The 13097-nt window shown below is 73.1% G+C and carries 11 protein-coding genes; 5 read left to right on the plus strand and 6 right to left on the minus strand.

Annotation, left to right across the window (positions count from 1 at the left end; genetic code table 11):
- The first annotated feature begins 40 nt into the window (after positions 1-40).
- From uraD (ABD709_RS18890) to ABD709_RS18910, 5 genes are read left to right on the plus strand one after another with little or no spacing between them, the layout of a single operon-like run.
- On the plus strand, positions 41-1969 hold the full coding sequence (gene uraD / locus ABD709_RS18890) for a 2-oxo-4-hydroxy-4-carboxy-5-ureidoimidazoline decarboxylase (protein ID WP_344778355.1): 1929 nt from the start codon (positions 41-43) through the stop codon (positions 1967-1969).
- Positions 1966-3423 (plus strand): xanthine dehydrogenase small subunit, encoded by a 1458-nt coding sequence (locus ABD709_RS18895; RefSeq protein WP_344778357.1) that lies wholly within the window; start codon positions 1966-1968, stop codon positions 3421-3423. Before uraD (ABD709_RS18890) ends, ABD709_RS18895 begins: the two co-directional genes overlap by 4 nt.
- The gene (xdhB, locus tag ABD709_RS18900) at positions 3420-5738 is read left to right on the plus strand and encodes a xanthine dehydrogenase molybdopterin binding subunit (RefSeq protein WP_344778359.1); all 2319 of its coding nucleotides are present in this window, start codon (positions 3420-3422) and stop codon (positions 5736-5738) included. Before ABD709_RS18895 ends, xdhB begins: the two co-directional genes overlap by 4 nt.
- Positions 5735-6556, plus strand: a complete 822-nt coding sequence (xdhC, locus tag ABD709_RS18905) for a xanthine dehydrogenase accessory protein XdhC (protein ID WP_344778361.1) — start codon at positions 5735-5737, stop codon at positions 6554-6556. The genes xdhB and xdhC overlap by 4 nt, the downstream gene beginning before the upstream one ends.
- Positions 6553-7860, plus strand: coding sequence for a guanine deaminase (locus ABD709_RS18910; protein ID WP_344778363.1), 1308 nt, complete (start codon positions 6553-6555; stop codon positions 7858-7860). Before xdhC ends, ABD709_RS18910 begins: the two co-directional genes overlap by 4 nt.
- A 47-nt stretch (positions 7861-7907) precedes the next feature.
- Here the strand turns inward: ABD709_RS18910 and pucL are convergent, their stop codons facing one another.
- The 6 genes from pucL to aceB form a co-directional block, all read right to left on the minus strand.
- Positions 7908-8825, minus strand: coding sequence for a factor-independent urate hydroxylase (gene pucL / locus ABD709_RS18915; protein ID WP_344778365.1), 918 nt, complete (start codon positions 8823-8825; stop codon positions 7908-7910).
- 1 nt (position 8826) lies between these two features.
- A complete protein-coding gene (uraH, locus tag ABD709_RS18920; RefSeq protein WP_344778367.1) occupies positions 8827-9156 on the minus strand; it encodes a hydroxyisourate hydrolase in 330 nt (109 codons plus the stop codon).
- Positions 9153-9659, minus strand: a complete 507-nt coding sequence (gene uraD / locus ABD709_RS18925) for a 2-oxo-4-hydroxy-4-carboxy-5-ureidoimidazoline decarboxylase (protein ID WP_344778369.1) — start codon at positions 9657-9659, stop codon at positions 9153-9155. The genes uraH and uraD (ABD709_RS18925) overlap by 4 nt, the downstream gene beginning before the upstream one ends.
- Before the next feature lie 103 nt (positions 9660-9762).
- Positions 9763-10230: a helix-turn-helix domain-containing protein gene (locus tag ABD709_RS18930; RefSeq protein ID WP_344778371.1), complete on the minus strand. Its 468-nt coding sequence runs from the start codon at positions 10228-10230 to the stop codon at positions 9763-9765.
- Between the two features lie 9 nt (positions 10231-10239).
- Positions 10240-11505: a DUF6986 family protein gene (locus tag ABD709_RS18935; RefSeq protein ID WP_344778373.1), complete on the minus strand. Its 1266-nt coding sequence runs from the start codon at positions 11503-11505 to the stop codon at positions 10240-10242.
- The gene (aceB, locus tag ABD709_RS18940) at positions 11502-13091 is read right to left on the minus strand and encodes a malate synthase A (protein ID WP_344778375.1); all 1590 of its coding nucleotides are present in this window, start codon (positions 13089-13091) and stop codon (positions 11502-11504) included. The genes ABD709_RS18935 and aceB overlap by 4 nt, the downstream gene beginning before the upstream one ends.
- Positions 13092-13097: the final 6 nt, after the last annotated feature.

A 13097-nucleotide genomic window follows, 5' to 3' on the forward strand; every position in this document is an offset into this window, starting at 1 on the left:
GCCGGGTCACTCCGCAGACCCCCGCCAAGGAAGGTGCCCGATGAAGCGATCACAGCCCCCCACCGCCGCTGCCCAGCGCCCCCAGCACCCGGTCGACGAGGTGCTCCCGGTCCCGAAGCTCGCGGTCTACGGCATGCAGCACGTGCTGGCGTTCTACGCGGGCGCGGTCATCGTGCCGATCCTGCTCGCCAGCTCGATCGGGCTCAGCACGGGCCAGCTGATCCACCTCATCAACGCCGACCTGTTCACGTGCGGCATCGCCTCGATCATCCAGTCGGTCGGCTTCTGGAAGGTCGGCGTGCGGCTGCCGCTGCTGCAGGGCGTCACCTTCACCGCGGTCTCGCCGATGATCGCGATCGCGGTCGCCGCCGGCGGCGGGACCGACGGCCTGCTGGTGATCTACGGCGCGGTCATCGTCGCCGGGCTGGCGACCTTCCTGGTCGCCCCGTGGTTCAGCCGGCTGATCCGGTTCTTCCCGCCGGTCGTGACCGGGTCGGTCATCACCATCATCGGTCTCGCGCTGCTGCCGGTCGCCGCCGCGGACGCGACCGGCGGCGCCGGCCCCGCGTCCGACCCGACCAGCGGCCGGAACCTGGCCTACGCCGTCGGCACGCTCGCGCTGATCGTCGTGATCCAGCGCGTCTTCAAGGGCTTCCTCGCCACCATCGCGGTGCTCGTCGGGCTGGTGACCGGCACCCTGGTCGCCTGGGCGCTCGGCGACGCCCACTTCACCTCCGTCGGCGACGCGTCCTGGGCCGGCGTCACCACGCCCTTCTACTTCGGCTGGCCGCAGTTCTCCTTCGCGGCGATCGTCTCGATGATCGTGGTCATGATGATCACGGCGGTGGAGACCACCGGCGACGTGTTCGCGACCGGTGAGATCGTCGAGAAGCGGGTGGGCCGCGAGGACATCGCCCGGGCGCTGCGCGCCGACGGCCTCGCCACCAGCATCGGCGGCGTCCTGAACTCCTTCCCCTACACCTGCTTCGCCGAGAACGTCGGCCTGGTGCGGCTCACCCGCGTGAAGAGCCGCTGGGTGGTCGCGACCGCGGGCCTGTTCATGATCCTGATCGGGCTCGTCCCGAAGGCCGGTGCGGTGGTGGCGGGGATCCCGGCACCGGTGCTGGGCGGCGCTGCCCTCGCGATGTTCGCGACGGTCGCGGTCGTGGGCTTCCAGACGCTGTCGAAGGTCGACTTCCACGACCACCGCAACGTGGTGATCGTGGCGACCAGCGTGGGCCTCGCGATGTACGTGACCGCACAGCCGGACGTCTCCAAGGCCGTGCCCGACTGGGCCGAGATCATCTTCGGCAGTGGCATCACCCTGGGCAGCCTGACCGCGATCGTGCTCAACATCGTGTTCCACCACATCGGCTTCAGCTACGGCCCGGCGGTCGCCGGCCAGCCGGGCGACACGGTGCGGCTGGACCAGGTCAACCAGATGGGCCGCGAGGAGTTCGTGGAGACCTTCGCCGGCCTGTTCCAGGGCCCGCGCTGGATGGTGGAGGCGGCCTGGGAGAAGCGGCCGTTCGCCGACACCCACGCACTGCGCCGCTCGTTCCAGGAGGCCCTCTTCTCCGGGTCGACCGAGCGGCAGCGCGAGCTGATCGAGGCCTACCCCCAGCTCGGCTCCGACCTGGTCGCCGACGGCCTGAGCGGCGAGGCGTCGCTGCGCGACCAGGCCGCGCGCGGGCTGACCAGCCTCGCCGAGTCCGACCAGGACGCACTCGCCCAGGTCACCCAGGCCTACCGCGAGCGGTTCGGCTTCCCGCTCGTCATCTCCGTCCGCGACGCGGACTCCTTCGACCGTATCCTGGAGGAGGGCCGTGAACGCCTCGGCAACTGCGAGACGCAGGAGCACGCCGCCGCACTGATCGAGATCGCGAAGATCGCGGGACATCGGTTCGACGACTTCCTCCAGGTCGCGAACCCGATCCACACCGCACGCACCCGAGGGATCAAGCGATGACGAGCAGCCCCTCCGTCCGGGTCAACGGCGACCAGGTGGCCCTGGCCGGCGTACCTCCGCACACCACCACCCTCGACTGGCTGCGCGGCTGCGGCCTGACCGGGGCCAAGGAAGGGTGCGCGGAGGGCGAGTGCGGCGCCTGCTCGGTCCTGGTCGCCCGGCCCGGCACCGACACGCCCACCGAGTGGACGGCTCTCAACGCCTGCCTGGTGCCGGCCGCCGCCCTCGACGGCCAGGAGATCGTCACCGCCGAGGGCCTCGGCGACGTCAGTCGTCTGCACCCGGTGCAGCACGAGCTGGCGACCCGCGGCGGGTCCCAGTGCGGCTACTGCACGCCCGGCTTCGTCTGCAGCATGGCGGCCGAGTACTACCGTCCCGGGCGCGGGACGGCGACCGCCGACGAGCACCACACCGCCGATGCCGAGCACGGCCCCAACGGCTTCGACCTCCACGCGCTGAGCGGGAACCTGTGCCGGTGCACGGGCTACCGCCCCATCCGCGACGCGGCGTACGCCCTGGACGCGCCGACCGACGACGACCTGCTCGCCGCACGGAGCTCGGCGGAGCCGCCGGCGCCGGTCGCGACGCGGTACGCCGTCGGCGGCGCGGAGTTCGTGCGCCCGGCGGACCTCGCCGAGGCTCTCGAACTGCTGGCCGCGGACCCCGAGGCGCAGGTGGTCTCGGGATCGACCGACTGGGGCGTCGAGGTGAACCTCCGCGGCGCCCGCGCGGCCACGGTGGTCGCGGTGGACCGCCTCCCCGAGCTGCGCGAGCTCGAGGTCGGGGAGGACGTGATCCGGCTCGGCGCCGCGCTCTCCCTCAGCGAGATCGAGCGGCTGCTGGCCGGCCGGGTCCCGCTGCTGGACGCGATGTTCCCGCAGTTCGCGTCGCGGCTGATCCGCAACGGCGCGACGCTGGGCGGCAACCTCGGCACCGGATCGCCGATCGGCGACGCCCCGCCGGCGTTGCTCGCCCTGGACGCGAGCGTCGTGCTGACGTCGCGGAGCGGCGACCGGGCGGTGCCGCTGGCCGACTACTTCACCGGCTACCGCACCACGGTCAAGGCGCCGGACGAGCTGATCCGCGCGGTGGAGCTGCCACTCCCGCTGGCCGGGATCACCGCGTTCCACAAGATCGCGAAGCGTCGCTTCGACGACATCTCCAGCGTCGCCGTGGGACATGCCCTCGACGTCGTCGACGGCGTGGTCCGCCGCGCGCGGATCGGCCTCGGCGGCGTGGCCGCGACCCCGCTGCGCGCCGTCGCCACGGAGGACGCCCTCGTGGGGCGGCCGTGGACCGAGGCCACCGTCCGCGCAGCCGCCGAGGTGCTCGCCGGCGAGGGCACGCCGATGGACGACCACCGGGCGAGCGCGTCCTACCGGTCCGCGATGCTCGGCCAGTCGCTGCTCCGCCTGTTCGCCGAGCACGTCGAGGCAGAGGAGGTTCCTGCATGAGCGCCCTCTCCGAGCGCCCCGAGAACGCCGCCGTCGGCCTGCCGCTCCAGCACGAGAGCGCGACGCTGCACGTGACGGGCGCGGCGCTCTACACCGACGACCTGGTGGGCCGGACCCGCGACGTGCTGCACGCCTGGCCCGTGCAGGCGCCGTACGCCCGTGCCCGGGTGCGTGAGCTCCGCACCGAGCCGGCGTACGACGTGCCGGGCGTGGTGCGCGTGCTGACCGCCGCCGACGTGCCGGGCGTCAACGACGCCGGCATCAAGCACGACGAGCCGCTGTTCCCGACCGAGGTGATGTTCCACGGTCACGCGTTGTGCTGGGTCCTCGCCGAGACGCTCGAGGCCGCCCGGCTGGGTGCGGCAGCGGTGCAGGTCGACTACGAGCAGCTGCCGTCGCTGGTCTCGGTGCGCGACGCGATCGGGGCCGGCAGCTTCCAGGGCACGCCACGGCGGCTCGAGCGCGGCGACGTCGACGCCGGCTTCGCCGCGGCGGCGCACGTCTTCGAGGGCGAGCTCGAGTTCGCCGGCCAGGAGCACTTCTACCTCGAGACGCACGGATCGCTGGCGCTGGTCGACGAGGCCGGGCAGGTGTTCGTGCAGAGCAGCACCCAGCACCCGTCGGAGACCCAGGAGATCGTCGCGCACGTCCTCGGCGTCCCGAGCCACGAGGTCACCGTGCAATGCCTGCGGATGGGCGGGGCTTTCGGCGGCAAGGAGATGCAGCCGCACGGGTTCGCCGCGATCGCGGCGCTCGGCGCGCGGCTGACCGGCCGGCCGGTCCGGCTGCGGCTCAACCGGACGCAGGACATGACCATGTCCGGCAAGCGGCACGGCTTCCACTCCCGGTGGCGGGTGGGGTTCGACGACGGCGGGTGCCTCGTGGCCCTGGAGGCGACCCTGACCGCGGACGGCGGGTGGAGCCTCGACCTGTCCGAGCCGGTGCTGGCACGAGCCCTGTGCCACGTCGACAACGCCTACTGGATCCCCAACATCAGCGTGCAGGGCCGGATCGCGAAGACGAACAAGACCTCGCAGACCGCGTTCCGCGGCTTCGGCGGGCCCCAGGGGATGCTCGTCATCGAGGACATCCTCGGCCGCTGTGCTCCGCTGCTCGGCCTCGACGCGGGCGAGCTGCGCCGCCGGAACTTCTACCGGCCGGGCCAGACCACGCCGTACGGCCAGCCGGTCCGGCACGCCGAGCGGCTCGACGCCTGCTGGGACGGCGTGCTCACCTCCGGTGACGTCCGGCGTCGGCAGCAGGAGATCGCGCGGTTCAACGCCGGCAGCCCCCACCGCAAGCGCGGACTTGCGATGACGCCGGTCAAGTTCGGCATCTCCTTCAACCTGACCGCCTTCAACCAGGCGGGCGCGCTGGTGCACGTCTACAAGGACGGGTCGGTGCTGATCAACCACGGCGGCACCGAGATGGGCCAGGGCCTGCACACCAAGATGCTGCAGGTCGCCGCGACCACGCTCGGCATCCCGCTGTCCCGGGTCCGGCTGGCGCCGACCCGCACCGACAAGGTCCCCAACACCTCCGCGACCGCCGCAAGCTCCGGGGCCGACCTCAACGGCGCCGCGATCAAGAACGCCTGCGAGCAGATCAAGGCGCGGCTGGCCGAGGTCGAGGGCGGGGACCGGCTGACGTGGGAGCAGCTGGTCAACACCGCCTACCACCAGCGGATCCAGCTCTGGGCGGCCGGCTTCTACAAGACCGAGGGCCTGCACTGGGACGCCGCCGCCATGCGCGGCCAGCCGTTCAAGTACTTCGCGTACGGCGTCGCCGCCGCGGAGGTCGAGGTGGACGGCTTCAGCGGCGCCTACGCCGTGCGCCGGGTCGACATCGTGCACGACGTCGGCGACAGCCTGAGCCCGCTGGTCGACATCGGCCAGATCGAGGGCGGGTTCGTCCAGGGTGCCGGCTGGCTGACCCTCGAGGACCTGCGCTGGGACGAGAGCGACGGGCCGCACCGCGGCCGGCTGGCGACCCAGGCGGCCAGCACCTACAAGCTGCCGAGCCTCTCGGAGATGCCGGCGGAGTTCAACGTGACGCTGCTGGAGAAGGCGCACGAGGACGGCGTCGTCTACGGCTCCAAGGCGGTCGGCGAGCCGCCGCTGATGCTGGCGTTCTCGGTCCGCGAGGCGCTCCGGCAGGCGGCCGCCGCGTTCGGCCCGGCCGGCACCAGCGTCGACCTCGCGTCTCCGGCCACGCCGGAGGCGGTCTACTGGGCGCTCGATGCCGCTCGCAAGGCGGACCCGGACCCCACCGTGGACGGCGTCGCCCGCCGGCAGCCCGAGGAGGTGTCGTCGTGACGACGTGGCTGAAGGCGGTCCAGGGACTGCGGGAGCGGCGCGAGCCCGGGGTGCTCACGACGGTGACCGCCGTCCGCGGGCACGCCCCGCGCGACGCCGGGGCCAAGATGGTCGTCTCCGCCGAGACGACCTGGGGGACCGTCGGCGGCGGCAACCTCGAGGCCGTCGCCGTGGAGCGCGCGCGGGAGATGATCGCGTCCGGCAGCACCGAGCCGGTCGCGTTCGAGACGTCCCTCTCCGACAAGGCGCGCTACCAGCACGGCGTCCAGTGCTGCGGCGGCGAGGTGACGCTGCTGCTCGAGCCGCTCCCGGTGGTGCCCTCCGTCGCGATCTTCGGCATGGGCCACGTCGGCGTCGAGCTGGCACGCATCCTGGCCCGCCACGACCTCGAGCTGCACCTCGTCGACTCCCGGTCCGAGCACCTGGCCGACGACCAGCTGGCCGTCCTCGCGGACGCGGTCGCCGGCGTGCACCCCCACCAGGTGCCGGTGCTGCCCGAGCTCGTCATCGGCGAGCTGCCGCCCGGCAGCCACCTGCTCGTGATGACCCACGACCACGCCGAGGACATCGCGCTGTGCGACGCAGCGCTGCGCGACGGCCGGGCCGCCAGCATCGGGCTGATCGGGTCGTCGGCGAAGTGGAGCCGGTTCCGGGGCCAGCTCGCCGACCAGGGCCACACCGCCGACGCGATCGACCGGATCACCACGCCCATCGGCCTCCCCGACCTGGCCGGCAAGGAGCCCGCCACGATCGCGGTCTCCGTCGCCGCGCGCCTGCTCCAGCTCTTCACCGCCGACCGCACCGAGGTCACCACATGACGCTCTTCCGAGGGACCCTCCTCGACACCCCCGCCGACCCGTTCACCGGCGGCGCGCTCCGGGTCGACGTCGATGGCGGGCTGCTGGTCCGCGACGGCGAGATCGTCGCGCGCTCGGCGTACGACGACCTGCGCCGCGCGCACCCCGACGAGGACGTCGTCGACCTGCGCGGCGGCCTGGTGCTGCCCGGCTTCGTCGACACCCACGTGCACTTCCCGCAGGTACGCGTGATCGGCGGCCTCGGCATGCCGCTGCTCGACTGGCTCGACAGGTGCGCGCTGCCGGAGGAGGCGCGGATGCAGGACCCGGCGTACGCCGCCGCGGTCGCGCCCGAGTTCGTCCGTGGGCTGGCGTCCGCCGGCACCACCAGCGCGCTGGTGTTCGGCGCGCACTACGCGCCCGCGGTCGACCTGCTCTTCGAGGAGGCCTCCGCGCAAGGACTGCGGATCACGAGCGGACTCGTCGTGAGCGACCGGCGGCTGCGCGACGACCTGCTCACCACGCCGGCGCGCGCGCACGCCGAGTCGCTCGCGCTGGCCGACCGCTGGCACGGCGTGGGGCGCAACCGCTACGCGGTGATCCCGCGGTTCGCGCTCTCCTGCAGCGAGGAGCTGCTCGCCGCGTGCGGCGCGGTCCTGGCCGAGGTGCCGGGTGCGATGTTCACGTCGCACGTCAACGAGAACGAGCGCGAGATCGCCGAGGTGGCGCGGCTCTGCGGCACGCACTACACCGGCTCCTACGACCGGCACGGCCTCTGCGGCCCGCACAGCGTGCTCGCCCACGACGTGCACCCCACCGATCCGGAGCTCGAGCTGATGGCCGAGCGCGGCACGACCGTCGCCCACTGCCCGACCAGCAACGCCACCCTCGGCAGCGGCCTGTTCCCGCTCGCCCGGCACGTGGCGCACGGCGTCCGCGTCGCGCTCGGGTCGGACGTCGGCGCGGGCACCGGGTTCTCGCTGCTCAAGGAGGGCCTGCAGGCCTACTTCGCCCAGCAGCTCCTCGGCCCCGACGGCTACCCGCTCGGACCCGCCCACCTGCTGCACCTCGCCACCGCGGCCGGCGCCCAGGCGCTCGGCCTCGGCGAGGTCGGCGACCTCTCGGTCGGCAAGCGGTTCGACGCCGTGTGGCTGCGGCCCGCCGACGGCACGCCGCTCGCCGTCGGGCTGGCCCACGCCGCCGACGGCGAGGACGCGCTGGCCCGGGCCTTCGCGCTCGGCACCCCCGCCGACGTCGGCGGGGTGTGGGTGGACGGCGCGCTGGTCGGCGAGACCGCCGCCGTCCGCGCCGTCGCCGGCGGCTGAGGTCCACCCCCGTCGAGGCCCACTCGAGCGGTGGGAGGGGGTGCGGGTCAGCAGAACCCGGGGGTGCCGAGCCAGGCGTTGCCCGGCTCCGACGCCTCGTCCCGGACCACGGAGGCCTCGATCAGGCCGTAGGGCCGGTCGGCCGCATAGAAGACCTCGCCGGGGTTCTCCATCCCGAACGGCGAGAGGTCGGAGAGGAAGTGGTGCTTGTTCGGCGCGGAGAACTTGACCTCCGCGACCTCCGGGTGCTGCTCGAGCACCGCGGTGCCCATCCCGTGCAGCGTCTGCTGCAGGGCGAGGCTGTGGATCTCGGCGAACCGCTGCAGCAGCAGGGCGCGGATGGCGTCCCACGACTTCGTCCAGTCGATGCCCTGCGCGATCGCGTCGGTGTCGTAGCGCCAGCGGACGACCAGCGAGGTGGCCAGGATCCGGTCGGTGGTCTCCGGGAGGGTCGTGTACTCGTCCTTGAGGAAGCCGTGGAACTCCGACCCGGTCGACTTCAGCACGACCAGGTCGCTGATGCCGGAGACGACCTGGACGACGCGGTCGTCGCCGCGCCCGTCGACGGTGACCACGGCGGTCCGCACGCCCTGGCCGGACCGCACGAACGCGTGGTCGTGCTCGACGCCGTCGACCGGGATCCGGTCCCAGGTGTACTCCTCGACCTCGATCCGGGCGCCGTCGGCGGCGGGCGCGGCCTCGAGGAATCGATCGGCGAGCAGGGTGGCGAACTCCTCCGGGGAGGCGATGCCGTGCTTCTTGGCGAACGCGAAGACGGTGTTCTTCTGGGTGTCGGTCGGCAGCACGTCCCTCTGGTCGCCGCTGGTGTGGGCGTCCTCGAAGCGGCCGCGCAGCGCCGTGGAGACGTTCAGGTCGCGGATCTGGTGGCGCGGGGTGTCGCGGTAGACGCGGACGACCCGGTTCTCGGCTTTGCCGTACTGGTTGGGTCCCAGGCGGATGGGCATGTCAGCTCCCTCGGTAGGTGGAGTAGGCGAACGGGCTCAGCAGGAGCGGCACGTGGTGGTGCCGCTCGTCGGTGACGGCGAAGGCGATGGTCACCTCCGGGAAGAAGCAGGCCTGGCCGGTCGCCTCGGCGTACGCCGCGACGTCGAACCGGAGCTCGTAGGTCCCGGGCGGGGCCTCGTCGGGCCCCAGGTCGGCGATCCGGCCGTCGTCGTCGGTCTGCGCCTCGGCGAGGACGGCCTGGTCGGGGGCGGTTCTAGAGAGCCGGACCGGTACGCCGCGCGCGGGCCGGCCGAGGGCGGTGTCGAGGACGTGGGTGGTGATGGCGCTCATCGCTTCGTCTCCTCCGTCAGCACGCGCTCGAGCCGCAGCAGCGCGATCTTGCGCAGCTCGTCGGCGACGACAGCGGCCTCGGTCTCGCTGTCATGGTCCAGCCGCTCGCGGAGATCGGCGAGCACCTCCTCGGCGCCGAGGCCGGTCGCGCAGATCAGGAAGACCCGGCCGAAGCGCTCCTCGTAGGCCCGGTTGCCCTCGGCCAGCTCCTCCTGGACCGCGGTGGTGGTCGCGACACCCGACTGCTCGTGCTGTGACCAGGCGGCCTCGGTGTGGGTGCCCCGGGCGCGCTCGCCGATCCGGGGATGGGCGGCCAGCGCGCGGTCGACCTCGTCGGTGGTGAGGTCGCGCGCTGCCTGGTCGGCGACGCGGAGCGCGGCCCCTCGGTCGGCGTACGGCCGGCCGGCGAGGACGGCGTCGGCCCACCGCGGCACGTCGCAGCAGGCGAGCAGGACGGGCCGCAGCTCGGCTGCCGGCCCGGCGTTGAAGTGGTCGAGACCCATGACTCACGTCTTTCGCTATACGGAAGGACACTTCCGGATGACGAAGAGCGTGCCATGTGCACCCGGTCACGTCAACAGTTTGTTGAATCCGCTTCCGCCATCCTCAGCCGCGTTCGCGGTTGAGGTAGTTGTAGACCGTGAACCGCGTGACGCCCAGGGCCTCGGCGACGATCTCCGGTGACTTGCGGTAGTCGAAGGCACCCCGCTCCTCGAGGAGGCGTACGGCGCGCTGCTTGTCGGCCCGCGGCAGCGCGCGCAGGTCGCCGCCCAGCTCGGCGGCGACCTGGGCCAGCAGGCCCTCGAGACCGCCGGGCGCCGGGGCCGGCGGCACGTGGCCCTCGAGCTGCACCTGCAGCGTCACCCGGTCGGCGCCGTGCTCGAGCGCCGCGTCGACCACGTCCGCGAGCGCGGCGAGCAGGACCGAGCGCTCCCCGCTGATGGAGGTGCCGAGCGGGCCGAAGACGCAGTCCAGCCCGGCCGAGCGCGCGGCCTCGAGCGCCGCGGTGGCGTGCGGTGGCGGGTCGTCCTCGCCACGGAACGGCTCGGTGGTGAACTCCGCGTCGAGTCGCATGGAAGGAGGCTAAGGCGTGCGCCGTGCCAGCCGCGCGAGCCCGTCGGCGTCCACACCGACCATGGCGTCGACCTCCGCGCCGTCGACGGCGCCACACTCGACGCCGCGGAGCACGAAGGCGGCGATGGCTGCTGCGGTCGCCGGCTCGTCGAGGAAGCCGGAGTCCCCACCGTGGACGTAGGCGCGCAGGCGGGTGGCGGCCTGCGGCAGCCCCTCCCGGAAGAAGGCGTAGGTCGCCGCGTAGCGGCTCGGCAGCTGCGCGGGGTGCAGGTCCCAGCCCTGGTAGATCCCCTGGGCCAGCGATCGGCGTACGAGCCGGAAGTGCAGGCGCCAGGCTGCGAGCACCGCGTCGCGGTCGCCGACCGGGAGGATGTTCGTGGACCCGTCGCTGACCAGGACACCGGTGCCGGCGGCGGCCACCTGCATCACGGCCTTGGCGTGGTCGGCGACGGGGTGCTCCATGCTCTGGTACTGCGCGGCGACGCCCAGCGACGCCGAGTAGTCGTAGGTCCCGTAGTGCAGGCCGGTGCAGCGTCCGCCCGCGGCGTGCACCATCCGCGCGACCAGGGCGGTGCCGTCGGCACCGAGGATCGACTGCGGCGTCTCGACCTGGATCTCGAACGGCAGCCTGCCGGCGGCCAGCCCGTGCGCGCGCTCGAGGGTCTCGAGCACCACGACCATGGCCTCGACCTGTGCCACCGAGGTGACCTTGGGCAGCGTCACCACGAAGCCGTCCGCCAGCGCGCCGCGAGCAGCGAGCTCGCCGAGCACCAGGTCGAGGGTGCGGACCGATCGCCGCCGTGTCGGCGCCTCCAGGCACTTGACCCGGACGCCGTGGAACGGCGGCGCGGTGCTGTCCAGCACGCTCGCGGCCAGGGCGGCGGCCGCGGCGCGGGCGGCGGTGTCCTCGTCGTCGTCGGGTCGTACGCCGTACCCGTCCTCGAAGTCGATGCGCAGGTCCTCGACCGGCTCGGCCGCGAGCTTCCGGCGTACCCGGTCGTGGACCTCGTCGGCGAGACCGTCCTCCACGCCGACCGCGGCCGCGAGGCCGGCCGGCGTGCGGGCGTGCTCGTCGAGCACGTCGAGCGCTGCCACCCCCCAGGACGCCACCCCGTCCCGGACGTAGCGGTCGGCGGGGACGTAGACCGTGTGCACCGGCTGGCGGACGCCGCGGTCGCCGGGGTAGTCCCGCGCGAGCTCGGCGTCCGCGGTGGCGAGCCGGCCCTCGAGCTCGGCGAGCAGGGCGTCGGTGCCGACGCCCTCGGCGGTGCTCACGAGCCCACCACCGCCTCGTAGGCCGGGAGGGTGAGGAAGTCGGCGAAGTCGTCGGCGAGCGCGACCTCCTCGAAGATCCGGCGCGCGTCCTCGAACCGGCTGCCGGCGAAGTCCTGCTCCGCCAGGATCCGCGCGAGCTCCTCGTCGAGGACGCTGCGCACGAGGTCGGCGGTGACCGTGGTGCCGTCGTCGAGCTTCGAACCGTTGTGCACCCACTGCCAGATCTGGGAGCGCGAGATCTCGGCGGTCGCGGCGTCCTCCATCAGGTTGTGGATGCCGACCGCGCCGAGCCCGCGGAGCCAGGCCTCGAGGTAGAGCAGCGCCACCTCGACGTTGTTGCGCAGGCCCTGCCGGGTGATCGCACCGGGCGTCGACGCCAGGTCCAGCAGGTCCCCCGGCGTCACGTCCACGTCGTCGCGCTGCCGGTCGAGCTGGTTGGGGCGGTCTCCGAGGACCGCGTCGAAGATCTCGCGGCAGACGGGCACCAGGTCCGGGTGGGCCACCCAGGAGCCGTCGAAGCCGTCGGCCGCCTCGCGCTGCTTGTCCTCGCGGACCTTCGCGAACGCCTTGGCGTTGACCGCCTCGTCGCGCCGGTTGGGGATGAACGCCGCCATCCCGCCGATCGCGAAGGCCCCCCGCTTGTGGCAGGTCTTCACGAGCAGCTGCGCGTAGGCACGCATGAACGGCGCGGTCATGGTGACGTCGGAGCGGTCGGGCAGGACGAACTCCGGGCCGGAGTCGCGGAAGTACTTGATGAGGCTGAACAGGTAGTCCCAGCGGCCCGCGTTGAGGCCGGACGCGTGGTCGCGCAGCTCGTAGAGGATCTCCTCCATCTCGAAGGCGGCGGGGATCGTCTCGATGAGGACCGTCGCCCGCACGGTGCCGTGCGGGATCCCGAGTCGCTGCGAGGCGGAGGTGAAGACGTCGTTCCAGAGCCGGGCCTCGAGGTGGCTCTCGGTCTTGGGCAGGTAGAAGTACGGGCCGCTGCCGGCGTCGATCAGCGCCTGGGCGTTGTGGAAGAAGTAGAGGCCGAAGTCGATGAGGGCCCCGACCACCGGCTTCCCGTCGACCAGGAGGTGGCGGTCGTCGAAGTGCCAGCCGCGCGGGCGCATCACGATGGTGGCGAGCCGCTCGTCCTCGCGCAGCCGGTAGCTCTTGCCGTCGGGGGTGTCGAGGGAGACCGTGCGGCGCACGGCGTCGTACAGGTTGACCTGTCCGCCGACCACGTTGGGCCAGTGCGGGGTGGAGGCGTCCTCCATGTCGGCGAGCCAGACGCGCGCGCCGGAGTTGAGGGCGTTGATCGTCATCTTCCGGTCGGTCGGGCCGGTGATCTCGACCCGGCGGTCCCTGAGGTCGGCGGGTGCGGCCGCGACCGTCCAGTCGCCGTCCCGAACAGCCGCGGTCTCGGGCAGGAAGTCGAGGCGGCCGGTGCGGGCGACCTCGTCGCGGCGCCGCCGGCGCGCGAGGATCAGCTCGTCGCGGCGGGCGCCGAACTCCCGCTGGAGGTCGGCCACGAAGTCGAGGGCCTCCGGCGTGAGGATCCGCTCGCCGCCGTCGACGCGCTCGCCGGTCAGTGTGATCGCCATTGCGGG

The organism is Nocardioides panacisoli, from assembly GCF_039537325.1.
GTDB classification, from domain to species: Bacteria; Actinomycetota; Actinomycetes; order Propionibacteriales; family Nocardioidaceae; genus Nocardioides; species Nocardioides panacisoli.

Coding starts and splice junctions, on each gene's coding strand:
- uraD (WP_344778355.1), top strand. CDS start 41: ATGAAGCGATCACAGCCCCCCACCGCCGCTGCCCAGCGCCCCCAGCAC.
- ABD709_RS18895 (WP_344778357.1), top strand. CDS start 1,966: ATGACGAGCAGCCCCTCCGTCCGGGTCAACGGCGACCAGGTGGCCCTG.
- xdhB (WP_344778359.1), top strand. CDS start 3,420: ATGAGCGCCCTCTCCGAGCGCCCCGAGAACGCCGCCGTCGGCCTGCCG.
- ABD709_RS18910 (WP_344778363.1), top strand. CDS start 6,553: ATGACGCTCTTCCGAGGGACCCTCCTCGACACCCCCGCCGACCCGTTC.
- pucL (WP_344778365.1), bottom strand. CDS start 8,825: ATGCCCATCCGCCTGGGACCCAACCAGTACGGCAAAGCCGAGAACCGG.
- uraH (WP_344778367.1), bottom strand. CDS start 9,156: ATGAGCGCCATCACCACCCACGTCCTCGACACCGCCCTCGGCCGGCCC.
- uraD (WP_344778369.1), bottom strand. CDS start 9,659: ATGGGTCTCGACCACTTCAACGCCGGGCCGGCAGCCGAGCTGCGGCCC.
- ABD709_RS18930 (WP_344778371.1), bottom strand. CDS start 10,230: ATGCGACTCGACGCGGAGTTCACCACCGAGCCGTTCCGTGGCGAGGAC.
- aceB (WP_344778375.1), bottom strand. CDS start 13,091: ATGGCGATCACACTGACCGGCGAGCGCGTCGACGGCGGCGAGCGGATC.